The following is a 26,229-nucleotide window of genomic DNA, read 5'->3' as shown; positions in this document are numbered from 1 at the left end:
TTTTACTTCGGCGGCTTATCCCGCCAAACCCACCAAACTATGCGTTCACGTTTTATGATTTGAGCGCTGCTGGAACTAATTAATGGCTTCTTCACATATTCCCCGTAAACGTTTCGGGCAAAATTTTTTACAAGACCAAAGCGTAATCAACGACATCATCAACTCCGTCAGCCCAAAAAAAGGCGATGTACTGGTTGAGATTGGCCCCGGCCTTGCCGCACTCACCATGCCACTAATGGATCGCACCGATACCCTACATGTAGTGGAAATCGACCGCGATATCGTGGCGCATTTATCAGAAAAGTTTTCCCCAGAAAAACTAGTTATCCACAATGTGGATGCGCTGAACTTTGACTTTGGTGCTTTAGCGGCAGAAATCGCCCTTGGTAGCAAAATCCGCCTGATCGGCAACTTGCCTTACAATATTTCCACCCCACTACTGTTTCATCTGGCTAGCTTCGGTGAATCTATTTTTGACATGCATTTTATGCTGCAAAAAGAAGTCGTTGATCGCATGGTGGCAGAGCCTTCCACCTCCGACTATGGCCGCCTTAGCATTATGTTGCAGTACCGTTTTAATATGGAACGCGTATTCGACGTGCCACCAGAAGCCTTCTTCCCTCCACCCAAAGTTGATTCATCCATCGTGCGTATGGTGCCTTGGGCTGAGCTGCCAAGTATGGCTAGCAGCTATGAGCACCTGCAAAAATTGGTGGCGCAAAGCTTTGGTCAGCGCCGAAAAACCCTACGCAACAACGTAAAAGGCATTGCCACCGATGCCGAGCTAGAAGCCCTTGCGATTCCTCCAAGCTGCCGCCCTGAAAACGTGACGCTTGCGCAATACGTAGCGCTCAGCAACTACCTAATTGCAGCGGGCCGATAAATTGTAAGGCGGGTTTAACTCGCCCCAAACATCGGCCTAGGGTCTGTCGGACTTAAGCGATCGTAGCGAGGGAAAGACCGGTTTGAGACAGATTTCGTGGGTTTTTGAGGCGAATAGCTGGCTATTCAACGAGAAAATGCGTGAAATATGGCCAAATCCGGCTTTTCCGTAGTAGATCAGTCTTAAGTCCGACAGGCTGCTAGGGTTTCCCCGCCTAGCCAACACCACCTCATATTTAACAGAATCAGGCCTCTTGCCATGACCCAATCCAAGCCGATGATCAAATTTAATCATGTAAATAAATGGTATGGCCGTGACCACCACGTGCTCAAAAATATCAGCCTAGAAGTGAAACAAGGCGAGGTCGTCGTGGTTTGCGGCCCATCTGGCTCAGGTAAATCCACCCTTATTCGCACGATCAATCAACTAGAGCCCATCAACGATGGCGAAATCTGGGTTGGTGATGTACAAGTCACTAGCCCTAAAACCGATATCAATAAGCTACGTGCCGAAGTTGGATTTGTATTTCAGCACTTTAATCTCTACCCACATTTATCTGTGCTAGAAAACATCACGCTTGCCCCAATTCAAGTAAAAGGCATGAGCAAGGCTGACGCCGAGGCACAGGCACTCACCCTACTCGAACGCGTGGGCCTTTCGGATAAAAAAGACGCCTATCCATCTAATTTATCGGGTGGGCAGCAGCAACGGGTGGCGATTGCCCGTGGACTCGCCATGAACCCCAAAGTCATGCTGTTTGACGAGCCTACCTCTGCACTTGATCCAGAAATGATCGGTGAAGTATTGCAAGTGATGAAAACTTTGGCCGAATCTGGCATGACGATGATGGTAGTGACCCACGAAATGGGCTTTGCCCGCGAAGTGGCAGACCGCGTATTATTCCTCGATCAAGGCGTGGTTTTAGAAGATGCTCATCCAGAAACCTTCTTTACCAACCCGCAGCACGACAGGGCTAAACAATTTCTACGTCAGATTTTAGCGCCTATGCAGCAGTAATATTTGTAAGTCATAATAAAAACGGCCCCATGTGGGCCGTTTTGTTTGAAACACTAGGGAGTATCCCCACAGGTCATATTCTTTCAGCATGCCTATACTGAAAACAATACAGATCCCCGCTATTGATGGAGAACACTCATGAAGAAATTGTTGCTTGTTTTGGCTGTAGCTACTCTTTTTACCGCAACAGCGCAAGCTGAAGAATTAACCGGTACTTTAAAAAAGATTAAAGAAACAAAAACGTTGGTGCTAGGCCATCGCGACTCATCCATTCCCTTCTCCTATCTAGACAATAGCCAACGCCCAATTGGGTACTCGGTTGAAGTAGCAAATCACATTGCAGAAGCCATCAAGAAAAAACTCAATATGCCATTTATTGAAGTTCGCTATAACCTAGTGACTTCACAAACCCGTATTCCATTAGTACAAAATGGTACGGTTGATTTGGAATGTGGCTCCACAACTAATAATGTAGAACGCCAAAAGCAAGTTGCCTTCTCTAATGGGATTTTTGAAATTGGCACGCGCTTACTAACCAATAAAAAAACCGGCATTAAAGAATTCACTGATTTAGCGGGTAAGAATGTGGTAACCACCGCAGGTACTACTTCAGAACGTCTAATTAAAAAGATGAATGAAGAAAAGAAAATGAATATGAATATCATCAGTGCTAAGGATCACGGTGAATCCTTCCTGATGCTGGAATCAAACCGTGCAGCGGCCTTTATGATGGACGATGCGCTGTTGGCAGGTGAAATTGCTAAAGCAAAATCACCAACAGATTGGGCGATTGTAGGCACCGCCCAATCCAATGAAATCTATGGCTGCATGCTACGTAAAGATGATCCACAGTTTAAAAAACTGGTTGATGAGTCCATCGTTGATCTTTATAAGAGCGGCCGAATCAAAGCCGTTTATGCGCGCTGGTTTACCCAACCCATTCCGCCAAAAAACTTAAATCTTAATTTCCCAATGAGCGAAGATCTGAAAAAATTGATCGCCAACCCAACAGATAAATCCGCAGAACAGATGTAAAAGGCCGGTTTTATTTAGCCAAAAACATCAGGGAGGCTTTAGGGCCTCCCTGATTCCTTCGGAGACAGCGTATGAATTACAACTGGGATTGGGGCGTTTTTTTTAAGCCCACCGGTATCGGTAGTGAAGTTTATTTAGATTGGTTTGTTTCTGGTCTTGGCTGGACACTTGCACTGGCTTTATCCGCGTGGATTATTGCGCTGATTTTAGGCACAGTAATGGGCGTAGCACGCACGCTGCCAAATCGCTGGATTTCTGGTATTGCCAGCGCCTATGTAGAGCTGTTCCGTAATATTCCGCTGCTTGTACAATTGTTTATTTGGTATTTCTTAGTACCAGACTTTCTACCTGAATCACTGCAAATTTGGTTTAAACAAGATATTAAACCATCCACATCCGCCTTTATCAGCGTGGTTGTTTGTTTAGGCTTATTTACCTCGGCACGGGTTTGTGAGCAGGTTCGCACCGGCATTCAAGCACTCCCTAAAGGGCAAGTTAATGCAGGATATGCACTGGGTTTAAATATTGCTCAGACTTATCGCCACGTGTTATTGCCGCAAGCGTTTCGTATTATTATTCCACCACTCACGTCAGAATTCTTAAACGTGTTTAAAAATTCATCCGTTGCCTCCTTAATTGGGCTGATGGAATTACTGGCACAAACCAAACAAACGGCTGAATTTACCGCTAATTTGTTTGAAGCATTTACCCTTGCCACCATTATTTATTTCACACTCAATATGAGCTTAATGGTGTTTATGCGCTGGGTAGAAAAGAAAACCAGCGTGCCTGGCCTGATGTCGCTGGGAGGAAAATAAAATGGATTTATCAAATATCGTTCCAGCCCTGCCAGGCCTTGTTGAAGGCATGATCCTCACGCTAGAGCTGCTTTTTTTTGCCGTTTTAGGAGGTGTAGCCTTAGGCACTTTGTTGGCTCTGGCACGTATGTCGAGTAATCCAGTTTTATCCAAACTGGCTGGTTTTTATGTTAATTATTTCCGCTCCATCCCACTCCTTCTGGTCATCACTTGGTTTTACTTTATGGTGCCCTTTATTATTGGCTGGATTACTGGAAGGCCCACGCCAATTGGTGCGTTTACCTCCTGCTTAATCGCATTTATGATGTTTGAAGCCGCTTATTACTGCGAAATTGTACGGGCAGGAATTCAATCGATATCAAAAGGCCAAGCCAATGCAGCCTACGCCTTGGGAATGACTTACAGCCAAGCAATGCGCTTAATTATTTTGCCGCAAGCCTTTCGCAAAATGATGCCTTTACTCTTGATGCAAAGCATTATCTTGTTTCAAGATACATCCTTGGTTTATGCCGTCGGCCTGATGGATTTTCTCAATACCGCCCGCTCTAAAGGCGATATTGTTGGCCAGCCGCATGAATTCTTACTACTTGCTGGTGCGGTTTACTTCCTGATTAGCTTTAGTGCATCCATGATTGTGAAGCGTTTGCAGAAAAAACTTGCAGTATGATTACCGGTAAAACGGTAGCGTTACCCATACACTCGCTGACGCCATGCTTCAGCACCGTTTGCAAAAGAGGTTAGCAGTATGATTTCAATTCAGAACATCAATAAATGGTACGGTAGCTTTCAAGTGCTAACCGACTGCAGCACCGAAGTAAAAAAAGGTGAAGTCATTGTAGTTTGCGGGCCTTCTGGCTCAGGCAAATCTACGCTCATTAAGTGTGTTAACGGCTTAGAGCCATTTCAGTCAGGCAAGATTCTGATTGGCGACACCTCAGTGGGCGATCCTAAAACTGATTTACCAAAATTACGCTCTAAAGTTGGCATGGTTTTTCAAAACTTTGAGCTGTTCCCACACTTATCCATCACAGATAATCTCTGCCTTGCTCAGCAACGCGTACTCGGCCGCAGCATGGATGAAGCGATGGAAAAAGGCCTAAAACTGCTTGAGCGTGTTGGCCTCAAAGCCCAAGCCAGTAAATATCCAGGCCAACTTTCTGGCGGCCAGCAGCAGCGCGTAGCCATCGCCCGCGCGCTCGCAATGGACCCGATAGCCATGCTGTTTGATGAGCCAACCTCCGCACTTGACCCAGAAATGGTCAATGAAGTATTGGATGTGATGGTAGAGCTAGCTCAAGAAGGGATGACCATGATGTGCGTAACCCACGAAATGGGCTTTGCCCGTAAAGTGGCCACACGGGTGATCTTTATGGATCAAGGCCATATTGTGGAAGACGCCAGCAAGGACGAATTCTTTAACCAAACCCGCTCCGAGCGTGCGCAACTATTCTTATCCAAGATTTTGCAGCACTAAACGCAGCTTGCTCCAAACAACGCCACGCTCTATGCTTGGCGTTTTTTTTGCCGTGCTTGCCCATATTTCAAATACTTACCAATGCCTAAATAAATATGACTTAGAACCGAAAGGCAAGGAATGACAAGGAGGTATACAATCCCGCCTTTACAAGGTGCTCAACACGAGTGAAACGGGAAACAGGTTTAAATCCTGTGCTGCCCCTGCAACGGTAAGCAAGCGTAAATACACCTACAGCCACTGTCTAAATAAGATGGGAAGGCGGTGTATTGATCTATCGGTTTTTCCAAATCGATAGTGACTCTTGCAAGCCCGGAGACCGGCCTTAGACCTTTGCTGACACTCAGCAAAAGCAACCAACGCGCGGCAGGGTGCACGAAGCGGGTGAGATTCATCGCGCTTTGGCCGTGCATCATCTCCTGCTCCCCCTGCTGCTATCATCGCCACACAGCGGGTGTGGCACTCAGGAGAGAGTCATGCTATTTCGTATCGCCCCATTAAGCCTTTTAATCGCCAGCATCTGTGCACAAGCTGAGACGATTCAACTACCCGCCGTTGTTACTACCGCAGCCCGCTTACCACAAGCCGCCAAAGAAGTCATCGGCGATGTAACCGTCATTGATCAAAAAGCCATTGAAACAGCAGGTGCAATCAGCCTGCCAGAATTACTCGCTCGCCAGCCGGGTGTGCAAATCTCCAGCAATGGTGGCGCAGGAAAAAGTAGCAGCATATTTATCCGAGGCAATAGCTCAAAACATACTTTGGTGCTGATTGATGGTATTCGTTTTGGCTCTGCCACATCAGGCAGCGCAGCGCTGCAACACATACCCCTTGCACAGATCGATCGTATTGAAATTTTGCGCGGCCCAGCGGCCAGCATGTATGGCTCAGATGCGATTGGTGGCGTGATTCAAATCTTTACCAAGCCAGGCCAGAAAGGTTTCCACCCTAGCATTGAGATTGGCTATGGCAGCAATAATACGGTGGATGCCAATGCCGGTATTTCAGGTGGTAACGAAGATACCCGCTATACATTGAGCGTGGCTCATTTCAAAACGGAGGGGATAAATGCCATTACAAATCGTCAAAACTCGAGCTTTTACGATGATAACGATGGCTATGAAAACAATAGCGTGGCTTTATCTGTAAGACACAAAATCAATGAAGAGAATGAATTAGGGGCAAGCCTGCTGCAAGCATGGGGCAAAAATCAGTACGACAGCTCAGTCAGCGATGCCAATGACAGACCTTTGGCACAAAGCTATGACTACCGAGAAGAAAGCAAAAATGGCAGCGCTAATATTTGGACTAAAAATCAACTGATGCCCAATTGGAGCAGCATGCTCAAATTTGGCTATAGCATCGATGAAAATAAAAACTTCACGCCCAAAGCCTTTAACGACTACACCGATAAAACATCCAAAATCCAGACCACCCAAACCCAATGGTCATGGATGAATGATTTTGATACCCGTGCAGGTACATTCCAGCTGGGCGCAGAAACTTTAGAGCAAAAAGTAAGCGGCGATCAAAAATACGATCAGGATCAACGCAGAATTAATAGCTTGCAAGCAGGCTATTTGGGCCGCTTCAATATTTTCTCTATGCAATTCAATGCACGCAGCGATGACAACTCCTTGTCTGGGCGTAAAAACACCGGCAGCGCCGCATTTTCTTTAGAGCTAAGTGATGCTTGGCAAGTAGGTACCAGCTTTGGTACTGCATTTAAAGCGCCAACATTTAATGATTTATATTGGCCCAACTCAGGCAACCCAAATCTATTGCCTGAACAATCAATAAATAAGGAAATGTTTGTGCGCTTTAATGGCAAAGAGCTCAGTTCATCTTTAACTGTGTACAAAAACCGTGTCTCAAACTTAATCCAATGGGCATCGGCGCCAACACTCACTAATCCAGACAGACGGATCCCAAGTAATGTAGCACTAGCCGAAATGCAAGGCGTAACGCTCACGACCGATTGGAAGGCAAACGAGATGCAGGCAGGCTTGAGCTACGATTATCTAAAAGGCAGCGATGAATCGAATGGTGCCAACAAAGGTAATGAATTAGCCCACCGAGCCAAATACTCTGGCCAAGTCTATGCAGGCATCACTCTGGATGCCTGGACGCTGCGCGCCGAAGTACAGGCGCAAAGCAAGCGCTTTGATGATGCTGCCAATAAGAAAGAATTAGCAGGCTATGCCCTGACTAATCTTTCGGCAAGCTGGAAAATCAATCCAACATGGTCGATGCAAGCCCGCATCAACAATGTATTTGACACCAAATACGAGCTGATAAAAGATTACGGCACACTGGGCCGTAATGCCATGCTGAATCTGCGCTGGCAACATTGAGTACCGAGCTTATTCTAGGTGGGGCGCGTAGCGGCAAAAGCAGCTACGCGCTGGCCAAAGCACTGGCCTATGACGGGCCAGTGTTTTGGCTGGCAACCGCTCAGGCATTTGATGCGGAGATGCGGGATCGCATCCTGCAGCACAAGGCCGAGCGCCCCGCGCATTGGCAAACGCTGGAAGCGCCATTGCAACTCGCCACGGCACTCGCACAAAGCCAAGATCAATTTTGTGTGATTGACTGCCTCACGCTGTGGGTTTCTAACTGGCTTTGTCTGGATGATCTGGCAGGCTGGGCGCAAGAAAAGCAGGCCTTTATAGCTGCCGCTGCCGCACATCGCGGTACGCTTTTATTGGTGAGTAATGAAGTGGGCTTTGGCATTGTTCCTGATAATGCCTTGGCTAGATTATTCCGCGATGAGGCTGGCCGCTTGCATCAGGATATCGCCAAGCAAGCTGCAAACGTTACGCTGGTGGTCGCCGGAATCCCTATGCCGGTGAAGCGCAGCGGATGTTGAATCTGAACCCATCTCACTGGCTATTCGCCTTCGCCCTTGGCCTGCTGCTAGAGCTATGCTTGGGCGAGCCTAAGCGCTTTCATCCGCTGGTGGGCTTTGGCTGGCTAGCGTCTTGGCTGGAGCGGCGTTTTAATCTGTCAGAAAAATTACATGCAACAACTTGTCGAAATATCCCAGAAAACCGTCATCCCCGAATGTTTTTATCGGGGATCAAGCAAAGTCGCTGGATTCCCGCCTTCGCGGGAATGACGAAGCTTTGGGAGGCCTTAAATATCTTGCGCGGAGCGCTGGCGTGGCTCTTGCTTATAAGCGCATCGCTGGCCGCCTTTGCCTTACTAAAAAATTTCACAGGCTGGTGGGCCGATGCTTTGGCACTGTGGTTTGCACTTGGCGCGCGCAGCCTGTTTGAGCATGTTCGGGCCATCGCTAGGCCATTAAGCACGGGCGACTTAATCACAGCTCGGTTGGCCCTTAGCCGTATTGTCAGCCGCAATTGCACAGAATTAGACGAAACAGGCATTGCCAAAGCGGGCCTTGAATCCACCTTAGAAAACGGCGCAGATGCGATTTTTGCCAGCCTGTTTTTCTTTGCACTTTTTGGTGGCTATGGCGTGCTGCTGCACCGGCTGGCCAATACGCTGGACGCCATGTGGGGCTATAAAACCGTACGCTTATTTCACTTTGGCCGCATTGCAGCGCGGGCCGACGATGTACTCAACTTTATCCCAGCCCGCCTCACCGCACTCAGCTACGTCCTACTCGGCCATAGCCGCAGCGGGTTTTCCTGCTGGCAAAACCAAGCGCCACTTTGGGATAGCCCCAATGCCGGCCCCGTAATGGCAAGCGGCGCTGGCGCTTTGCAAGTTTCTTTAGGCGGCGAGGCAACGTATCACGGCGAAATTCATTCCCGCCCACAGCTGGGCTGCGGCCCCGTGCCAACCGCCCATGATTTGCCGCGCGGCATTGTGCTGGTGCAAAAAACGCTGGCCCTGTGGATCGCTCTTTTATTAGGAGGCGCATTGTGGTTGCTATAAATCAGCCCCAACACGGCGGCGATCTACAACGCGCAGTGGCGGCCTTTAGCGGAGATTTAGCCGACTGGATCGATTGCTCCAGCGGCATTGCCCCCTGGGCCTATCCCTTGCCTGCCGTGCCCGATCACATCTGGCAGCGCCTACCCGACCAGGATCAAGCACTGCTGCTTTCGGCGCAAAAGTATTACGGCTGCGAGCAACTGCTAGCGCTGGCAGGTAGCCAAGTCGGCATCGCCCTGCTACCCAAACTACGCCCTGCATGCCGCGTTGCCATCATCAGCCCAACTTATGCTGAGCATCATTGGCAATGGCAGCAGGCTGGGCATGAGGTCAGCGCAATCAGCAGTGAACAAGTAGATGAATACTTAGAAAGCAGCGCCATTGATGTACTGATCGTGGTCAACCCAAACAACCCCAGCGGCCAGCAAATCAGCGCCGCCGCCTTACTCGATTGGCACGAAAAACTTGCTCAACAGGATGGATGGTTGATTGTTGACGAAGCCTTTGCCGATTGCGCCCCCGCAGCCAGCCTGCTGCCACAGGCGGGCAAAACCGGGCTGATTATTCTGCGCTCCATCGGTAAATTCTTTGGCCTAGCGGGCATTCGTCTAGGCTTTATCGCCTGTGAAAAGCGGCTTTTAGAAGAAATAAATCGAGCCCTTGGCCCTTGGCATATCAGCGGCCCAGCACTATGGGCAGGGCAAATCGCCTTAAGTGATAAGACTTGGCAAGCCGCGCAGCAACAGCGCCTACTCGCTAATCAGGAATGGATGATAGACACGCTCAGCGAGGCAGGTTTAGCCCCCAGCGGCAGCCTGCCCCTGCTGCACTGGTGCCCGACGCCTAACGCCAAAGCACTGCATCACCAACTCGCCAAACAAAAAATATGGTGCCGCCTGTTCGATCAAAACAATCACCAGGGCCTGCGCTTTGGGCCGGTGGCTGAATATCAGCAGAATTTATTTAAAACTCGACTGATGGCGGCGCTAAGGATATGGCACGAAATCACTTCCCGAAATTAAGCCCGTCATTCCCGAATGTTTTTATCGGGAATCCAGCAGCGTAGCTGGATTCCCGCCAAAGTCGCGCGGGAATGACGACGTTTAAAAATCGGGAAAATAATGTGAGCAGCATCCTGTATTCATGTCACTACTAGTGGCACGGGGCTTAAATCTCCCCTTGAAACACGCCGTAGCGAGGAACAAGCGGGGCGGGGGATCGCTTGGGAGCGAGGCAGCGAGCCAATCCCGCCCGCCGCCGACTCGATTGTCCGCAGCCTAGGGGCCTTCATGTTTCGTGGGGTCGCCTTCTTTGGCTTCGTTTCTTGGCGAAGCAAGAAACGAGGGCCCACGCGGGGGCTCCCGCACCAAAACACCGTGCCGCAGGCACATAAATAAACATAACAAGCCCCAAAACAGGAGCCATCACCATGACCATCAACACCGAACGCAATGCCCGCCACGCCGCCCGTATGGCGCGTAAAAAAGCCGTCATCGACGCGCATATTGCCGAAGCCAATATCGACACCGGCATCATGATTTTGCTCACCGGCAATGGCAAAGGCAAATCGTCATCCGCCTTTGGCATGGTCGCGCGCGCCATTGGTCACGGCCTAAAAGTAGGCGTGGTGCAGTTTATTAAAAACCGCACCGATACCGGCGAAGAAGCCCTGCTCGGCAAACATTGCGAATGGCATGTGATGGGCGATGGCTTTACTTGGGAAACGCAGAATTTTGACGCTGACAAACTCAAATCTGAAGCGGCTTGGGCCGTGGCTGCCCGCATGCTGAACGATGCCAGCTACGATGTCGTTATTTTAGATGAGCTGACCTACTGCCTCAGCTACAAATATCTAGATAAAGACATCATTCTTAAAGACCTAGAGTCCCGCCCAGAAATGCAACACGTCGTTGTCACAGGCCGCGCCGCAGTGCAAGAGCTACACGAGATTGCCGATACCGTAACCGTGCTGGGCGATGAAAAGCACGCATATAAAGCCGGTATCAGAGCGCAAAAGGGTTTGGAATGGTAAGCGCCGCTACTCTGCTGATTGCAGCGCCTTCTTCGGGCAGCGGCAAAACCACCATCACGGCAGCCTTGGCTTGGCATCATCGCCGCTTGGGCCGCAAGGTACGGGTATTTAAATGCGGGCCGGATTTTCTCGACCCGCAGCTGCTGGGCTACGCCAGTGGCGCTCCGGTGGATAATCTGGATTTATGGATGGTGGGCGAAGATTTATGCCGCCAGATGCTGGCCGATGCGGCGCAAGACGCCGATGTGATTTTGATCGAAGCCGTGATGGGCCTGTTTGATGGCGAGCCTTCCGCTGCCGAGCTGTCCACCCGATTAGGTCTGCCGGTGCTGGCGATTATCGACGCCAGCGCCATGGCGCAAACCTTTGGCGCGTTGGCTTTCGGGCTGGCGCACTATAAAAGCGACCTGCCCTTTTATGGCGTGCTGGCAAATAAAGTGGCAGGGGACCGTCACGCGCAAATGTTGCAAGAATCCGCCAAGCCTGAGCATTGGCAAGGCTGGCTAGGCAAACACGAAGCCCTGCCTGAGCGGCATTTGGGCTTGGTGCTGCCGAATGAAATTCCCGATTTGGCGCAAAAACTCGACGCATTAGCCGATGCTTTAGCCAGCCAGCCGATTGCAGCTTTGCCGCCAGTCATCGATTACAGCACCTCAGCACGCCCAGCATTAGCGCCGCTGCTTGCGGGCAAACGCATCGCCATCGCCCGCGACGCGGCATTTTGTTTTATTTACCCTGCCAATTTAACTTGCCTGAGCGAAATGGGCGCAGAGCTAGTGTTTTTCTCCCCGCTTGCCCATGAAGCCCTGCCGGACGCCGACGCGCTCTACTTGCCCGGTGGCTATCCAGAACTGCACGCAGCAACACTCGCGGCTCATCCAAGCATCGCCGCCGATTTACGCCACTGGTTAGCAGCCGACAAACCGGTATTTGCAGAATGCGGCGGCATGCTGGCGCTTTGCGAATTGTTAACCCTCATGGATGGCGCCTCACATAAAATGTGGGGCGTTTTAGACGCCACAGCGACCATGCAAAAACGCCTTTCAGCACTCGGCATGCAAGCTTTTGACTTAGGTGCGGGCGAGCTACGCGGCCACACATTCCATTACTCAACATTAGAAAGCACGCTGCAGCCATTACTCCATGCCACGCCTTGCCGCTTGGGCAGCCAAGGTGAAGCAATCTATCGCCAGGGCAGCCTCACTACCAGCTATGTACATGCATGGATGATGAGTAACCCCGCTGCTAGCGCGGCTCTTTTCGGAACTACAGCATGAAACACATCCGCTATGCGGCTTTTGCCAGCTTACTACTCGCCCACGCCGCCATCGCCAGCGTCAGTGTAGAAACGATCTATCGCCAAGCCAGCCTCACCGCCAGCTACTTGCATGCATGGGTGATGAGCAAGCCCGCTGCCAGCGCCGCATTATTTGGAACTACCGCATGAAACACATCCGCTATGCGGCTTTTTCCAGCTTACTACTGGTCCATGCCGCCATCGCCAGCGTCAGTGTAAAAGACGACCGTGGCCAGGAAATCACCTTAGCCAAGCCCGCGCAACGCATCATCAGCCTTGCCCCGCACGCCACCGAAGACTTGTTCGCCATCGGTGCAGGCAAGCTCGTTGTTGCCGCGGTGAATTACAGCGACTACCCGCCAGAAGCGAATAAAATTGAGCGTATCGGCGGCTATAACGGTTTTGATCTGGAACGCATCCGCGCCTTAAAGCCCGATCTAATCGTGGCATGGCAAAGTGGCAACCCCGCCAAGCAGCTGGCGCAAATCGAAACCCTCGGCCTGCCGGTTTTTTATACTTTTTCTAAAAAACTAGAAGACGTACCCAGGGTGATGGAGCGTTTAGGCGTGTTAACGGCCAAAGAGGGCGAAGCACAAGCGGCAGCCAATAAATACCGCAGCAGCCTTGCCGCACTAGAGAAAAAATACGCGGGCAGAAAGCCTGTGCGTGTTTTTTATCAGGTATGGGACAGGCCTTTGATGACGATTAACCGCGAGCAAATTACTACCGATGCAATGCGCCTTTGTGGCGGCGTCAATGTCTTTGCCGACCTGCCTGCACTGGTGCCCACCATCGACGACGAGGCAGTACTCGCCGCCAATCCGGACGTGATCATCACCAGCGGCGAGCCGGGCAAAAAAGACAACGGGCTGAATCGCTGGAAACGCTGGCCCAATCTGAAAGCCAATAAACACCTCTACATCCTGCCCAAAGACCTGCTCAGCCGCATGGGACCAAGATTGGTAGATGGCACAGAAAAGCTCTGCGAAGCGATTGATAAAGCGCGTTAAACCTGTTTTAAACCCACATCTTGAAACACGGAGTTAAGGAGAACACGGAGTTACACGGAGAAAAGCAAAAACTCTAATAATAGGGCGACTATAAAAAATGCCTAATCCACAGTTGAGGAGAAAAGCCAAAAATCTGAAACTCCTGATTTTCTCCGTGAAACTCCGTGCCCTCTGTGTCCTCCGTGTTTCAAGATCTGGGTTTTATTTATTATTCTCAGCAATTCAAGATTTGGTTTTTTAGGCAAAGTAATTATGAAGCATTCCCGCCTTACCCCCGCCAGACTCACCCTTACGCTGCTTGTGCTCAGTGGCCTGCTATTGATCACCGTTATTATTAGCCTCTGCTTTGGTAGCACCAGCTATCGCCCTTGGCAATTACTGGGCAATGGGCCTGATGCCGCACTGGCTCGTGATGTCGTACTCGAGCTACGCCTGCCACGCACTCTGGCAGCGATTGGCGTTGGCGGTTTACTGGCGCTGGCCGGTGCATTGCAGCAGGTTTTACTTAGAAACCCGCTCGCTGATCCTTATATTCTCGGCACATCAGGCGGGGCCAGCGTAGGTGCTTTGTTAGCGATGCTATTCGGCGCAGGCCTAGCTACAGTCAACTTAGCCGCGGGCTGCGGGGCATTACTCAGTATTACACTGGTATTTATTTTGGCACGCAAAGATCGCTCCAGCAGTCAGGCACGCTTACTCTTAACCGGGGTGGCGATTGCCTCTTTCTGTGGAGCGCTATCCAGCTTATTACTTAGCCTTGCTCCCGATGGCCTCTTGCGTGGCATGGTGTTCTGGATGCTGGGCGATCTTGCAGGGGCACGATGGCAACTGGCATTACCGCTGCTCTTGGCGCTGCTTTTACTGGTCTGGCCATTAGCACGTCAGCTGAATGTGCTTAGCCAAGGCGCACAAACCGCCCATGCACTCGGGGCCAATACGCGTAAATTGCAATGGCTGCTTTACTTTGTGGCTGCAGCGGCAACAGCCATCGCGGTGACCACAGCAGGGATGATCGGCTTTATCGGCCTGATCGTTCCACACGCCTTGCGACTGGTTTTAGGCCACGATCAACGACTGCTCTTACCTGCCGTGGCCCTCACAGGCGGTACCGTTTTACTTGCTGCTGATATCACTTCGCGCATTCTTCTTGCTCCACAACAGCTCCCCGTTGGGGTAATTACCGCACTGGCCGGTGTACCGGTGTTTTTATGGCTGTTGCAGCACCGGGGAGTCGCACGATGAGCCATTTATCTCTTCGCTCCTTGGCCATCCAACAAGGCGAGCGCCTGCTTTGCAAAGATCTGAATCTTGAAATTAGTAAGGGCGAAAGCTGGCTTATTTTGGGTGAAAACGGCTGTGGCAAAAGCACTTTACTCGCCACCTTGGCGGCATGGCTCAAGCCTGCGGCAGGCAAGATCCTGCTCAATCAACGGCCATTAAAAGAATGGCCAGGTCATGAGCGGGCCAAAGAAATTGCATGGCTTAGCCAACAGGATGACTGCCCTTTTCCATTATCTGTCATCGAAAAAGTTCTCAGCGGCCGCCACCCTCATCAAGGGCCATGGGATTGGGAAAGCCAAGAAGATCTGCGCCTCGCCGATGAGCAATTAGCGAGGCTCGATTTAAGCGATCTAAAACACCGCGACCTTGCCACGCTATCAGGTGGCGAGCGCCGCCGAGCGAGCCTTGCTGCGACGCTCGCTCAACAAGCCCCATTAATTTTGCTCGACGAGCCCTTGTCACAGCTTGACCTGCGCCACCAGCAACAGGCCCTTTCGGTACTGCGCGAAGAAAACCAAGCGGGCAGAACATTGCTGATGGTTAGCCACGATCCAAACCACGCCCAGCAATGGGCAAGCCATGTGCTGCTGATGTTTGGCGATGGGCAATGGCTTGCTGGGCCGACATCCGAAATCATGAATAGTAAGAACCTCAGCGCGCTCTACCGCACCGAAATCCGCAGCGCCAGCATCGAAGGGCAAGAGTGGTTTATTCCTCTGCCCCGCTGAGCCAAAATCTTGAACCACGGAGAACGCTGAGAACACGGAGTTGCACGGAGAAAAGCAATTCATAACGGAGCTAAGGATTTACTAGAAAATAACGCCCCTAGTTTCTCTACCGTCATTCCCGAGTGTTTTTATCGGGAATCCAGCCGCGCTGCTGGACTTCTATATCCAGAGAGATAAGGAAAGCAACTGAAATCCGCCCCCTAAGGTTTTCTCCGTGTTCTACTTTTAATCTCAGTGCTCTCCGTGTCTAAGATCTTAGGTTTGAGTACTTCTAACTCTCAACCTTGCAAAAGGCAAAACCATGCCCACTCTTATGATTCAAGGCTGCACCTCTGACGCAGGCAAGACCACCATTGTTGCTGCGCTCTGCCGCATTCTCTTGCGCCGAGGCATCAAAGTCGCACCGTTTAAGCCACAAAATATGGCGCTCAATAGCGCAGTCACTAGCGATGCAGGCGAAATTGGCCGAGCCCAAGCCATGCAAGCCGTTGCAGCAGGCATTGCCCCACATACCGATTTCAACCCGGTATTACTCAAGCCTTCCAGCGATTGCCGTGCCCAAGTTATTATTCAAGGTAAAAGCATTGGCAATTTAGATGCAGTGGATTACCACGCCTATAAACAAACAGCAAAAAAAGCCGTGTTTGAATCATGGGGGCGCTTAAAAGAGCAGTATGAATGGGTGATTGTTGAAGGCGCGGGCAGCCCTGCCGAAATCAATTTACGCGCAGGTGATATTGCCAATATGGGCTTTGCCGAAGAGGCAGATTGCCCAGTCTGGCTAGTCGCCGACATCGACCGAGGCGGCGTCTTTGCGCACTTTGTCGGTACGCTCGCCTGCCTATCACCCTCAGAGCAAGCCAGGATTACCGGCTTTATCATCAACCGTTTTCGAGGTGATTTAAGCCTGTTGCAAGGCGGAATTGATTGGCTGGAGCAAGAAACCGGCAAGCATGTTATCGCCGTTGTTCCGTATTTGCATGGCCTAGATATCGCAGCGGAAGATGCAGTGCCCCGCACCGCAGGCAATGGTGGCGACTTTAAAATCATCATCGCCACCCTGCCACATATATCCAACCACACCGATTTTGACCCACTGCGCCGTATTACTGGCGTCGATTGCAGCTACGCCACGCCCAATCAGCCCTTACCCGCAGCCGATCTACTGATCATCCCCGGCAGCAAAAACACCCGCGGCGATCTAGCATGGCTACGCCAACAGGGTTGGGACAAGCAAATTGAGAAACACCTGCGCTTTGGCGGCAAAGTTATCGGCATCTGTGGTGGCTACCAAATGCTAGGCCAAACCATCGCCGATCCACTCGGGCTGGAAGGCGAGGCAGGAGATTCCAAAGGGCTGGGCTGGCTACCTATTAGCACATCGCTAGAGCAAGACAAACAACTGCGCAATTTATCTGGGCAACTCATTGCGAATGGCGAAGCGGTAACAGGCTACGAAATCCATCATGGCGGAACCCAAATCCTAGATTCAACCGCCATTTTACTGATTAAATACGCTAACGAACACGATGGCGTCATCACCGATCAAGTACTTGGCTGCTATCTGCACGGCTTATTTGATTCCAGTGCAGCATTAAAATCACTACTCGCATGGGCTGGCCACCAAGTCGCAGAAGTCGTTGATCACCAACAGCTGCTGGAGCAAGAAATAGACCGCCTGAGTGACGCACTAGATCAAGCTATAGACTGGGACAAAGCAAAACTAGCTGGCCTCAATTAGTCATGTAGGTCGGGTTAACAGCTTTATCACGTAACCCGACAGCAAACCACAACAGGTAGTCGTTACGCGGCAGCCAACATTTCTTCGTAAGCGCTCAGCCGTACCATCACTATATCGCTTATTTTTCTGCTAGGGACTGCAGGGGGAGTAATTCATCGATGCGGCTGCTTGGCCAAGTGGGTAACTTTTCTAAGTGTCGGTGAACCAAGTGTAATGGTCTAATCCCAGCAGACACCTCGATAGGGCATTATTCATCCTAACAAGGAAATAACATGACTTCTAAACGTACTGAGTATGATGCCAGTTTTAAGCTGGAAGTGTCCCGCATGGTCGTCGATCAAGGCTTGACCGTTACCCAAGTCGTCAATGATATGCAGGTCGGACGAACTTCAGTTGATCGCTCGGTGGCATAATATTCAGCTGAGAAGAATAGCTCGTCTGGCATTGGTAAACCACTCTCCGCTGAGCAGCAACGCATCCGGCAGCTTGAATCTGAAAATCGCCAGCTTAAATCGGATAACGAACTATTAAAAAAGGCACCAGCCTTCTCTGCCCGCGAACTGAAATAAGCCACGACTTAATTGATCAGAGGCAACGGACGGCCTCGGTGGCGCAAGCATGTCGCGTTTTGAGCGTGAGTCGCGCGGGCTATTACGCGGCGAAAAAGAAGACTAAATATGCAACGATTTGCACGACGAGCGTGCATTTGAAGGCGGTGTTTGCCGAGAGCCCGCAAACTTCGGGTAGTTGCCGATTACTGACTGAAATGCATAAAAAAGGCATGCAAATTGGGCGCTATAAAATCAGGCGGCTCATGCGTGAAGCTGGCTTAGTGCCTGTTTGAAAAAGAAAATTCGTGAGCAGCACCTGTTGACGCCGACGGAAAACTGACCCATTGCAGCGAGTTCTATCGATTCAAAATTGACCCAGAGGTGCTTTACTTATTCTGCTTAACTCTTGAGCAGAGGATAAAAGGTGATCACCATGGAAATGATGGGCAAAATCTGTAGGATGTATTTTCGAGATAATCTGTCGCTGCACTCAAAGCAAAACCCCCGCTACTTTCGAGCACGGGGGTTTTGTTTACTACGTTTTTACTACTAATGGGGTGTCTGGCAATGACCTACTTTCACACAGGTAATCTGCACTATCATCGGCGCTAAGGTGTTTCACTGTCCTGTTCGGGATGGGAAGGAGTGGGGCCACCTTGCTATGGTCACCAGGCTTAAACGGTATCTACTTGCTCATTATGCTCAGCAAGTAATCTAATTTGTTGTAGCAAAAAACAACTGCTTCACTAATAGCAAAACCCCCGCCTCTTTCGAGTACGGGGGTTTTGTTTACGGCTTAGGTTGTCTGGCAATGACCTACTTTCACACAGGTAATCTGCACTATCATCGGCGCTAAGGTGTTTCACTGTCCTGTTCGGGATGGGAAGGAGTGGGGCCACCTCGCTATGGTCGCCAGACTTTAACGGGTTAACTCGTTGCACTTATTGCTCTGCAACGCGTTCAGTTCAATAGAAGAAGTAATATATTGCTTTGTATTGCTTGTTTCTCAAATTTAGTTTTCTAATCTGGGTAGATTATACCGTCGCACACACGCGCTTCAGGTTATAGGATCAAGCCTTACGGGCAATTAGTATCGGTTAGCTTAACACATTACTGCGCTTCCACACCCGACCTATCAACGTCCTGGTCTCGAACGACCCTTTAAAAGGCTTAAAGCCTTGGGGAAATCTCATCTTGAGGCGAGTTTCGCGCTTAGATGCTTTCAGCGCTTATCTCTTCCAGATTTAGCTACCCGGCGATGCCACTGGCGTGACAACCGGTACACCAGAGATCTGTCCACTCCGGTCCTCTCGTACTAGGAGCAGCCCCCCTCAAATTTCCAACGCCCACTGCAGATAGGGACCAAACTGTCTCACGACGTTTTGAACCCAGCTCACGTACCACTTTAAATGGCGAACAGCCATACCCTTGGGACCGGCTACAGCCCCAGGATGTGATGAGCCGACATCGAGGTGCCAAACTCCGCCGTCGATGTGAACTCTTGGGCGGAATCAGCCTGTTATCCCCGGAGTACCTTTTATCCGTTGAGCGATGGCCCTTCCATTCAGAACCACCGGATCACTATGTCCTGCTTTCGCACCTGCTCGACTTGTCTGTCTCGCAGTTAAGCCGCCTTATGCCATTACACTATCAGTACGATGTCCGACCGTACCTAGGCGACCTTCGAGCTCCTCCGTTACAATTTGGGAGGAGACCGCCCCAGTCAAACTGCCTACCATGCACGGTCCCCGATCCGGATAACGGACCAAGGTTAGAACCTCAAAGGGGTCAGGGTGGTATTTCAAGGTCGGCTCCACGCAGACTAGCGTCCACGCTTCAATGCCTCCCACCTATCCTACACAAACCACTTCAAAGTCCAATGCAAAGCTACAGTAAAGGTTCACGGGGTCTTTCCGTCTAGCAGCGGGGAGATTGCATCTTCACAAACATTTCAACTTCGCTGAGTCTCAGGAGGAGACAGTAGGGCCATCGTTACGCCATTCGTGCGGGTCGGAACTTACCCGACAAGGAATTTCGCTACCTTAGGACCGTTATAGTTACGGCCGCCGTTTACTGGGACTTCAGTCAAGAGCTTGCACCCCATCATTTAATCTTCCAGCACCGGGCAGGCGTCACACCCTATACGTCGTCTTTCGACTTTGCAGAGTGCTGTGTTTTTGATAAACAGTCGCAGCCCCCATTTCTCTGCGACCCATTTCAGCTCCAGCCGCAAGGGCTTTCACTTAATATGGGCTCACCTTCTCCCGAAGTTACGGTGATAATTTGCCGAGTTCCTTCTCCTGAGTTCTCTCAAGCACCTTAGAATTCTCTTCCTACCCACCTGTGTCGGTTTGCGGTACGGTCAATATAAAGCTGAAGCTTAGAGGCTTTTCTTGGAAGCATAGGATCAATCACTTCAGTCCGAGGACTTCGTCGTCACGTCTCAGCGTTATAGCAGCCCGGATTTGCCTAAGCCACACGCCTACTCGCTTAAACCACCTATTCCAACAGATGGCTGACCTACCTTTCTCCGTCCCCCCATCGCACTTTATATCGGTACGGGAATATTAACCCGTTGTCCATCGACTACGCATTTCTGCCTCGCCTTAGGGGCCGACTCACCCTGCGCCGATGAACGTTGCGCAGGAAACCTTGGGTTTTCGGTGTGCGGGCTTTTCACCCGCATTATCGCTACTCATGTCAGCATTCGCACTTCCGATACCTCCAGCATCCTTCTCAAGACACCTTCGCAGGCCTACGGAACGCTCCTCTACCATATGCACATCGTGCATATTCGCGTCTTCGGTTATCAGTTTGAGCCCCGTTACATCTTCCGCGCAGGACGACTCGACCAGTGAGCTATTACGCTTTCTTTAAATGATGGCTGCTTCTAAGCCAACATCCTGGCTGTCTATGCCTTCCCACCTCGTTTTCCACTTAACTGATTATTTGGGACCTTAGACGGCGATCTGGGTTGTTTCCCTCTTGACCATGGACGTTAGCACCCACAGTCTGTCTCCCATGCTCGCACTTGACGGTATTCAGAGTTTGCCATGGTTTGGTAAGTCGCGATGACCCCCTAGCCATAACAGTGCTTTACCCCCGTCAGTGATACATGAGGCACTACCTAAATAGTTTTCGAGGAGAACCAGCTATTTCCAAGTTTGTTTAGCCTTTCACCCCTATCCACAGCTCATCCCCTAATTTTGCAACATTAGTGGGTTCGGACCTCCACTGCGTTTTACCGCAGCTTCATCCTGGCCATGGATAGATCACTTGGTTTCGGGTCTACGCCCAGCAACTATGCGCCCTATTCGGACTCGGTTTCCCTACGCCTCCCCTACTCGGTTAAGCTTGCTACTGAACGTAAGTCGCTGACCCATTATACAAAAGGTACGCAGTCACCCCATTTTGCAAGGGCTCCCACTGTTTGTATGCATCCGGTTTCAGGTTCTATTTCACTCCCCTCCCGGGGTTCTTTTCGCCTTTCCCTCACGGTACTGGTTCACTATCGGTCGATGATGAGTATTTAGCCTTGGAGGATGGTCCCCCCATCTTCAAACAGGATTTCTCGTGTCCCGCCCTACTTGTCGCATGCTTAGTACCAACCAATCTCTTTCGTGTACGGGGCTATCACCCACTGTCGCCAGACTTTCCAGACTGTTCCACTAAAGTTTGATTTATCACATGCAGGCTCTTCCCATTTCGCTCGCCACTACTTTGGGAATCTCGGTTGATTTCTTTTCCTTCGGCTACTTAGATGTTTCAGTTCGCCGAGTTCGCTCTACATCACCTATGTATTCAGTGATGAGTGACCCAAAAGGGCCGGGTTTCCCCATTCGGATATCACGGGATCAATGCTTATTTGCCAGCTCCCCCGTGCTTTTCGCAGGCTAACGCGTCCTTCTTCGCCTATCATCGCCAAGGCATCCACCAGATGCACTTAGTCGCTTGATCCTATAACCTCAAACACGTATTAACAAAGTTAATACAATTCAAAGTATCTGATTTCGCTTTGTTTGCGACACTTAAACCTCAGTTCTGACTTCGAGATTTAAGGTTTCATACAATCTACCCTTATTTATTTCTAAATTTGAGTATTACTTCTTCTATTTTTTTAAAGATCAAAGATACGTCTTGCTGATTTTAGAAACCAGAAATAAATGATCGTCTCAAGCGATGAATCTCTCTTGAGACAGTGATTTATTTCTATTTTCTGAACTTCATTTTTCCACCACTCTAAAAGAATGGTGGAGGCTAACGGACTCGAACCGTTCACCCCCTGCTTGCAAAGCAGGTGCTCTACCAGATGAGCTAAGCCCCCAATAATTCCGCACATACTCAAATCAAATTGGCTGCTCAATAAATTCATTAAGCAATCACCTTTCTGGCCGCAATAGTCAAGTGAGGCTAGAAATAAAATAACGCCGTGTACGTTTCAGTACACAAGTTATTTTATGACGACGCATCACGCAGGCTAGTGCGGATTAGAATGGTGGGTCAGACAGGAATCGAACCTGTGACCCCCGCCTTATCAAGACGATGCTCTAACCGACTGAGCTACTGACCCAATGTGATTTCGTATCTTCTTTTCTACAGCCGATGAGTGTGAGTACTCAATCCAAAAGACTTCTCTTGAAAGGAGGTGATCCAGCCGCAGGTTCCCCTACGGCTACCTTGTTACGACTTCACCCCAGTCATGAATCCCACCGTGGTAAGCGGCCTCCTTACGGTTAGCCTACCTACTTCTGGTGAAACCCATTCCCATGGTGTGACGGGCGGTGTGTACAAGGCCCGGGAACGTATTCACCGCGACATGCTGATCCGCGATTACTAGCGATTCCGACTTCATGGAGTCGAGTTGCAGACTCCAATCCGGACTACGATCGGTTTTATGAGATTAGCTCCACCTCGCGGCTTGGCAACCCTCTGTACCGACCATTGTATGACGTGTGAAGCCCTAGCCATAAGGGCCATGAGGACTTGACGTCATCCCCACCTTCCTCCGGTTTGTCACCGGCAGTCTCCTTAAAGTGCCCAACTAAATGGTAGCAACTAAGGACAAGGGTTGCGCTCGTTGCGGGACTTAACCCAACATCTCACGACACGAGCTGACGACAGCCATGCAGCACCTGTGTTCAAGTTCCTTGCGGCACTCCCCGATCTCTCAGGGATTCTTGACATGTCAAGGCTAGGTAAGGTTTTTCGCGTTGCATCGAATTAATCCACATCATCCACCGCTTGTGCGGGCCCCCGTCAATTCCTTTGAGTTTTAGCCTTGCGGCCGTACTCCCCAGGCGGTCTACTTCACGCGTTAGCTGCGTTACTAAGGAACGAATTCCCCAACAACTAGTAGACATCGTTTAGGGCGTGGACTACCAGGGTATCTAATCCTGTTTGCTCCCCACGCTTTCGTGCATGAGTGTCAGTATTAGCCCAGGGGGTTGCCTTCGCCATCGGTGTTCCTCCGCATCTCTACGCATTTCACTGCTACACGCGGAATTCCACCCCCCTCTGCCATACTCTAGTTGACCAGTTTGCAATGCAATTCCCAGGTTGAGCCCGGGGCTTTCACATCACACTTAATCAACCACCTGCGCACCCTTTACGCCCAGTAATTCCGATTAACGCTTGGACCCTACGTATTACCGCGGCTGCTGGCACGTAGTTAGCCGGTCCTTATTCTTCCGGTACTGTCATCCCTAAGAGGTATTAGCCCCTAGGATTTCCTCCCGAACAAAAGCGCTTTACAACCCGAAGGCCTTCTTCACGCACGCGGCATTGCTGGATCAGGCTTGCGCCCATTGTCCAAGATTCCCCACTGCTGCCTCCCGTAGGAGTCTGGACCGTGTCTCAGTTCCAGTGTGGCGGATCGTCCTCTAAGACCCGCTACAGATCGTCGCCTTGGTGAGCCTTTACCTCACCAACTAGCTAATCTGATATCGGCCGCTCTAATAACGAGAGGTCTTGCGATCCCCCTCTTTCCCCCTCAGGGCGTATGCGGTATTAGCTATCCTTTCGGATAGTTATCCCCCATTACTAGGTACGTTCCGATATATTACTCACCCGTTCGCCACTCGTCAGCGGTGCAAGCACCCTGTTACCGTTCGACTTGCATGTGTAAAGCATGCCGCCAGCGTTCAATCTGAGCCAGGATCAAACTCTTTAGTTTAATCGCTAAGCTAGTACTTACTGGCTTACTTTATTCGGCACATCCATCGCTGAATGCGCCTTACTAATGCAAGCACTTGTTTCGCTTCCGAATCAAGCACTCACACTCATCGACTGTATTTTTTTAAAGATCATTCGCTACTGCTAGAACACCGTGTTGCTGTGTGCGCTGCAGCGAGAGGCCGAAATATACGGGCCTTGGCCTGTGAGGTCAACTCCTTCAGAGTAATAAAACACAGCAAACACATAAGATACTGATTTAAAAAGGATCTATTTTATGAGTTTTGATAACATTCAACTCAAAAATGTATAATAATCCAATCCCCCCACGCAGCTTTACCCCCCCCTAATGAATTATGCATTTTTATGGTTTTATTTAAAAAATGTCGCTTAATAACTAGGCAGCCAAGCATCCCCTCATTGCATTGCAGATACAGAGACCTCCCCCACTCTTCATTTCGATAAGAAATACGCCACCGAAGCGACACGCTAGAGCCGTTGCAAAACAAACCTCACGCAGGCTAGTGTAGGTCGGGTTAGCGGTTGTATGCGTAACCCGACAGTAAACCACAGCAGGTGGCCTGTAAAGGCTCAATCGCTCCACCGCCTTGACGCTTAAATTTCTGCTAGCAGTCGTAGCGGCAGTAATTCATCGATGCGGCTGTTCGGCCAAGTGGGGAGCTTTTCTAGGGTGTCGGTTAGCCAGGCCATCGGGTCGAGGTCGTTGAGTTTGGCGGTGCCCAGTAGCGTTTGAATCGCGGCGGCGCGCTGGCAGGCCCGTTCGCTCCCAGCAAATAGCCAGTTCTTTTTGCCAATCGCAATCGGGCGAATGCTGTTTTCAACCGGATTGTTGTCGATTGGCGCGATGCCGCTTTGAGCGTAGCGTTCAAGCGCCGCCCAGCGCCGTTGGCTGTAAATGATCGCTTTAGCCAGGGCGCTATTGGCCGCGACTTTGCTGCCGGCTTAATCCAACCAAATCTTGAATTCGAGCAATTTAGGCTGCGCCGCTTGCTGGCGTAGCGATCGGCGTTGTTCGGGCTCGAACGTTTTAGCTTGTGCTTCCAGTGCATACAACTCGCCAATCCGGAGCAGAGCCTCAAACGCCACGGGACTGCCGTTGGCTTGATGTAATTCGAAGAATTTACGTCGTGCGTGCGCCCAACAGCCCAGCTCAATTATGCCGGTTTTGAACAGCGCTTTGTAGCCGCCGTAATCGTCGACCATCAGTTGACCTTGCCAATCAGCCAAGAAATCGCGTGCATGTTGACCCGACCGACCACCTTGATAATCGAACAAAATGATCGGCGCACTGCCATTCAAGGGCGTGTTGCGATACGCCCATAAATACGCAGTTTTGGTTTTGCCTTTGCCCGGATCGAGCTGTTTGACCGGCGTTTCATCGGCATGCAGCACCGTTTCGCCTTTCAGTCGTTCACGCAATCGATCCACCAATGGTTGCAACCACCAGCCGACGGTGCCGACCCAACTGGCCAGCGTGGTTTCCGCTAAAGGTACTTCGCTGCGTTCGGCGATTTGCCGTAACCGATAAAGCGGCAAATGATCGACGAATTTACTCACCATCACCCAGGCCAAAGTCGCAGCCGTGGGCAAACCACCGTGAATGATCGCCGCCGGAATCGGCGCAGCGGTCATCGTTTGGCAACGACGGCAGGCGTATTGCGGGCGAATGTGGCGCAACACGCTAAACACCGCCGGTTGCACATGCAGTTGCTCGCTCATGTCTTCGCCGACTTTAACCAAACCCTGACCACATTCGCCGCAGGTGCATGATTCAGGTTCGTGAACAATATCGGTACGCGGTAAATGCGCAGGTAATGGCTGGCGACCAGCGCGAATGCGCGGTTTTTTATCACTGCCTTCGGGGTTGGTTTGGACTTGTTCGGCGGCGAGTTTGGCTTCCAGCGCTGCCATATCGGCATCGAGGGCTTCTTCAAACAAATCCCGCTGCTCGGTACTCATCACCTCGTTCTTGACACCGTAACGCATGCGGCGCAAATACGAGATTTCCATCGTCAGCACTTCGATGGTTTGCGTCTTGTTTTGAATGTCAGAAACGTATTGCTTGAGTTGTTGATCTTGCTGAGTGACTAATTCAGTATGTTGCGCAAGGAGTGCCGACTGCGCCAAAATCGCCGCGCGGACTGCGGCAGGCAGGTTTGAATTGACGAGTTCTTGAGCAAGATCCATGCATTGATTTTACAGAGTATTACCCTATTAGTCAGATCTTGCATGCTGTATAGGGCAATACTGCGACAGAGATTAGATTC

Annotated in this window: 19 protein-coding genes, 2 tRNA genes, 4 rRNA genes, 1 pseudogene and 1 riboswitch; of the genes and pseudogenes, 19 read left to right on the top strand and 7 right to left on the bottom strand. The window is 50.6% G+C overall.

The genetic code is table 11. From position 1 onward, the window contains the following. Positions 1-82: 82 nt before the first annotated feature. The 19 genes from rsmA (at position 83) to C1H71_RS21945 (ending at position 18,063) form a co-directional block, all read left to right on the top strand. Positions 83-883 (top strand): 16S rRNA (adenine(1518)-N(6)/adenine(1519)-N(6))-dimethyltransferase RsmA, encoded by an 801-nt coding sequence (gene rsmA, locus C1H71_RS10535; RefSeq protein WP_130106514.1) that lies wholly within the window; start codon positions 83-85, stop codon positions 881-883. Positions 884-1,159: 276 nt separating this feature from the next. Further along, on the top strand, positions 1,160-1,900 hold the full coding sequence (locus C1H71_RS10530) for an amino acid ABC transporter ATP-binding protein (protein WP_130108194.1): 741 nt from the start codon (positions 1,160-1,162) through the stop codon (positions 1,898-1,900). Between the two features lie 138 nt (positions 1,901-2,038). Then, positions 2,039-2,935: a glutamate/aspartate ABC transporter substrate-binding protein gene (locus C1H71_RS10525; RefSeq protein ID WP_130106513.1), complete on the top strand. Its 897-nt coding sequence runs from the start codon at positions 2,039-2,041 to the stop codon at positions 2,933-2,935. A 71-nt stretch (positions 2,936-3,006) separates the two neighbouring features. Then, positions 3,007-3,753, top strand: a complete 747-nt coding sequence (locus C1H71_RS10520) for an amino acid ABC transporter permease (protein ID WP_130106512.1) — start codon at positions 3,007-3,009, stop codon at positions 3,751-3,753. A 1-nt stretch (position 3,754) separates the two neighbouring features. Next, positions 3,755-4,420, top strand: coding sequence for an amino acid ABC transporter permease (locus C1H71_RS10515; RefSeq protein ID WP_130106511.1), 666 nt, complete (start codon positions 3,755-3,757; stop codon positions 4,418-4,420). Between the two features lie 78 nt (positions 4,421-4,498). Next, entirely contained in the window at positions 4,499-5,227 is a 729-nt protein-coding gene (locus tag C1H71_RS10510; protein ID WP_130106510.1) for an amino acid ABC transporter ATP-binding protein, read from the top strand. Between the two features lie 135 nt (positions 5,228-5,362). Beyond that, positions 5,363-5,569: riboswitch (cobalamin riboswitch) on the top strand. Positions 5,570-5,703: 134 nt separating this feature from the next. After that, the gene (locus C1H71_RS10505; RefSeq protein WP_130106509.1) at positions 5,704-7,581 is read left to right on the top strand and encodes a TonB-dependent receptor domain-containing protein; all 1,878 of its coding nucleotides are present in this window, start codon (positions 5,704-5,706) and stop codon (positions 7,579-7,581) included. Further along, on the top strand, positions 7,578-8,096 hold the full coding sequence (gene cobU, locus C1H71_RS10500; protein WP_130106508.1) for a bifunctional adenosylcobinamide kinase/adenosylcobinamide-phosphate guanylyltransferase: 519 nt from the start codon (positions 7,578-7,580) through the stop codon (positions 8,094-8,096). The genes C1H71_RS10505 and cobU overlap by 4 nt, the downstream gene beginning before the upstream one ends. Continuing rightward, on the top strand, positions 8,090-9,130 hold the full coding sequence (locus C1H71_RS10495; protein ID WP_130106507.1) for a CobD/CbiB family cobalamin biosynthesis protein: 1,041 nt from the start codon (positions 8,090-8,092) through the stop codon (positions 9,128-9,130). Before cobU ends, C1H71_RS10495 begins: the two co-directional genes overlap by 7 nt. Continuing rightward, positions 9,118-10,152: a threonine-phosphate decarboxylase CobD gene (gene cobD, locus C1H71_RS10490; RefSeq protein WP_188053196.1), complete on the top strand. Its 1,035-nt coding sequence runs from the start codon at positions 9,118-9,120 to the stop codon at positions 10,150-10,152. Before C1H71_RS10495 ends, cobD begins: the two co-directional genes overlap by 13 nt. A gap of 407 nt (positions 10,153-10,559) precedes the next feature. Further along, entirely contained in the window at positions 10,560-11,162 is a 603-nt protein-coding gene (cobO, locus tag C1H71_RS10485; protein WP_130106505.1) for a cob(I)yrinic acid a,c-diamide adenosyltransferase, read from the top strand. Further along, complete coding sequence (locus C1H71_RS10480; RefSeq protein ID WP_130106504.1) at positions 11,156-12,439, top strand: cobyrinate a,c-diamide synthase; 1,284 nt, start codon at positions 11,156-11,158, stop codon at positions 12,437-12,439. The genes cobO and C1H71_RS10480 overlap by 7 nt, the downstream gene beginning before the upstream one ends. Beyond that, on the top strand, positions 12,436-12,609 hold the full coding sequence (locus C1H71_RS20655; RefSeq protein ID WP_188053194.1) for a hypothetical protein: 174 nt from the start codon (positions 12,436-12,438) through the stop codon (positions 12,607-12,609). The genes C1H71_RS10480 and C1H71_RS20655 overlap by 4 nt, the downstream gene beginning before the upstream one ends. Then, complete coding sequence (locus C1H71_RS10475; RefSeq protein ID WP_130106503.1) at positions 12,606-13,469, top strand: cobalamin-binding protein; 864 nt, start codon at positions 12,606-12,608, stop codon at positions 13,467-13,469. The genes C1H71_RS20655 and C1H71_RS10475 overlap by 4 nt, the downstream gene beginning before the upstream one ends. Before the next feature lie 252 nt (positions 13,470-13,721). Beyond that, the gene (locus tag C1H71_RS10470) at positions 13,722-14,711 is read left to right on the top strand and encodes a FecCD family ABC transporter permease (RefSeq protein WP_130106502.1); all 990 of its coding nucleotides are present in this window, start codon (positions 13,722-13,724) and stop codon (positions 14,709-14,711) included. Then, positions 14,708-15,478: an ABC transporter ATP-binding protein gene (locus C1H71_RS10465; RefSeq protein WP_188053192.1), complete on the top strand. Its 771-nt coding sequence runs from the start codon at positions 14,708-14,710 to the stop codon at positions 15,476-15,478. Before C1H71_RS10470 ends, C1H71_RS10465 begins: the two co-directional genes overlap by 4 nt. A gap of 301 nt (positions 15,479-15,779) precedes the next feature. Then, entirely contained in the window at positions 15,780-17,219 is a 1,440-nt protein-coding gene (locus tag C1H71_RS10460) for a cobyric acid synthase (protein WP_188053190.1), read from the top strand. A gap of 272 nt (positions 17,220-17,491) precedes the next feature. Beyond that, a complete protein-coding gene (locus tag C1H71_RS20650; RefSeq protein WP_188053188.1) occupies positions 17,492-17,632 on the top strand; it encodes a hypothetical protein in 141 nt (46 codons plus the stop codon). Positions 17,633-17,826: 194 nt separating this feature from the next. Then, positions 17,827-18,063 (top strand): IS3 family transposase, encoded by a 237-nt coding sequence (locus C1H71_RS21945; RefSeq protein WP_374704434.1) that lies wholly within the window; start codon positions 17,827-17,829, stop codon positions 18,061-18,063. Between the two features lie 266 nt (positions 18,064-18,329). Here C1H71_RS21945 and rrf (C1H71_RS10450) read toward each other — a convergent pair. From rrf (C1H71_RS10450) to tnpC, 7 genes and pseudogenes are all read right to left on the bottom strand, one after another. Further along, positions 18,330-18,443 (bottom strand): 5S ribosomal RNA (gene rrf, locus C1H71_RS10450). Between the two features lie 130 nt (positions 18,444-18,573). Next, positions 18,574-18,687: ribosomal RNA gene (gene rrf, locus C1H71_RS10445) — 5S ribosomal RNA — on the bottom strand. A 149-nt stretch (positions 18,688-18,836) separates the two neighbouring features. Continuing rightward, positions 18,837-21,727 (bottom strand): 23S ribosomal RNA (locus C1H71_RS10440). Between the two features lie 291 nt (positions 21,728-22,018). Further along, positions 22,019-22,094 (bottom strand) — tRNA-Ala (locus C1H71_RS10435). Positions 22,095-22,263: 169 nt separating this feature from the next. Then, positions 22,264-22,340: transfer RNA gene (locus C1H71_RS10430), tRNA-Ile, on the bottom strand. A 68-nt stretch (positions 22,341-22,408) separates the two neighbouring features. Further along, positions 22,409-23,942 (bottom strand): 16S ribosomal RNA (locus C1H71_RS10425). Together the 16S, 23S and 5S rRNA genes with 2 tRNA genes alongside form the textbook arrangement of a ribosomal RNA operon. Positions 23,943-24,556: 614 nt before the next feature. After that, positions 24,557-26,149 (bottom strand): annotated as a pseudogene (gene tnpC, locus C1H71_RS10420) (IS66 family transposase). Positions 26,150-26,229 lie beyond the last annotated feature (80 nt).

Source organism: Iodobacter fluviatilis, from assembly GCF_004194535.1.
Classification (GTDB): domain Bacteria; phylum Pseudomonadota; class Gammaproteobacteria; order Burkholderiales; family Chitinibacteraceae; genus Iodobacter; species Iodobacter fluviatilis_A.
Note: the sequence above shows the minus strand (reverse complement) of the source record. Positions and strands in the feature narration are given on the sequence as shown.

Coding starts and splice junctions, on each gene's coding strand:
- rsmA (WP_130106514.1), top strand. CDS start 83: ATGGCTTCTTCACATATTCCCCGTAAACGTTTCGGGCAAAATTTTTTA.
- C1H71_RS10530 (WP_130108194.1), top strand. CDS start 1,160: ATGATCAAATTTAATCATGTAAATAAATGGTATGGCCGTGACCACCAC.
- C1H71_RS10525 (WP_130106513.1), top strand. CDS start 2,039: ATGAAGAAATTGTTGCTTGTTTTGGCTGTAGCTACTCTTTTTACCGCA.
- C1H71_RS10520 (WP_130106512.1), top strand. CDS start 3,007: ATGAATTACAACTGGGATTGGGGCGTTTTTTTTAAGCCCACCGGTATC.
- C1H71_RS10515 (WP_130106511.1), top strand. CDS start 3,755: ATGGATTTATCAAATATCGTTCCAGCCCTGCCAGGCCTTGTTGAAGGC.
- C1H71_RS10510 (WP_130106510.1), top strand. CDS start 4,499: ATGATTTCAATTCAGAACATCAATAAATGGTACGGTAGCTTTCAAGTG.
- C1H71_RS10505 (WP_130106509.1), top strand. CDS start 5,704: ATGCTATTTCGTATCGCCCCATTAAGCCTTTTAATCGCCAGCATCTGT.
- C1H71_RS10495 (WP_130106507.1), top strand. CDS start 8,090: ATGTTGAATCTGAACCCATCTCACTGGCTATTCGCCTTCGCCCTTGGC.
- cobO (WP_130106505.1), top strand. CDS start 10,560: ATGACCATCAACACCGAACGCAATGCCCGCCACGCCGCCCGTATGGCG.
- C1H71_RS10480 (WP_130106504.1), top strand. CDS start 11,156: ATGGTAAGCGCCGCTACTCTGCTGATTGCAGCGCCTTCTTCGGGCAGC.
- C1H71_RS20655 (WP_188053194.1), top strand. CDS start 12,436: ATGAAACACATCCGCTATGCGGCTTTTGCCAGCTTACTACTCGCCCAC.
- C1H71_RS10475 (WP_130106503.1), top strand. CDS start 12,606: ATGAAACACATCCGCTATGCGGCTTTTTCCAGCTTACTACTGGTCCAT.
- C1H71_RS10470 (WP_130106502.1), top strand. CDS start 13,722: ATGAAGCATTCCCGCCTTACCCCCGCCAGACTCACCCTTACGCTGCTT.
- C1H71_RS10465 (WP_188053192.1), top strand. CDS start 14,708: ATGAGCCATTTATCTCTTCGCTCCTTGGCCATCCAACAAGGCGAGCGC.
- C1H71_RS10460 (WP_188053190.1), top strand. CDS start 15,780: ATGCCCACTCTTATGATTCAAGGCTGCACCTCTGACGCAGGCAAGACC.
- C1H71_RS20650 (WP_188053188.1), top strand. CDS start 17,492: ATGACTTCTAAACGTACTGAGTATGATGCCAGTTTTAAGCTGGAAGTG.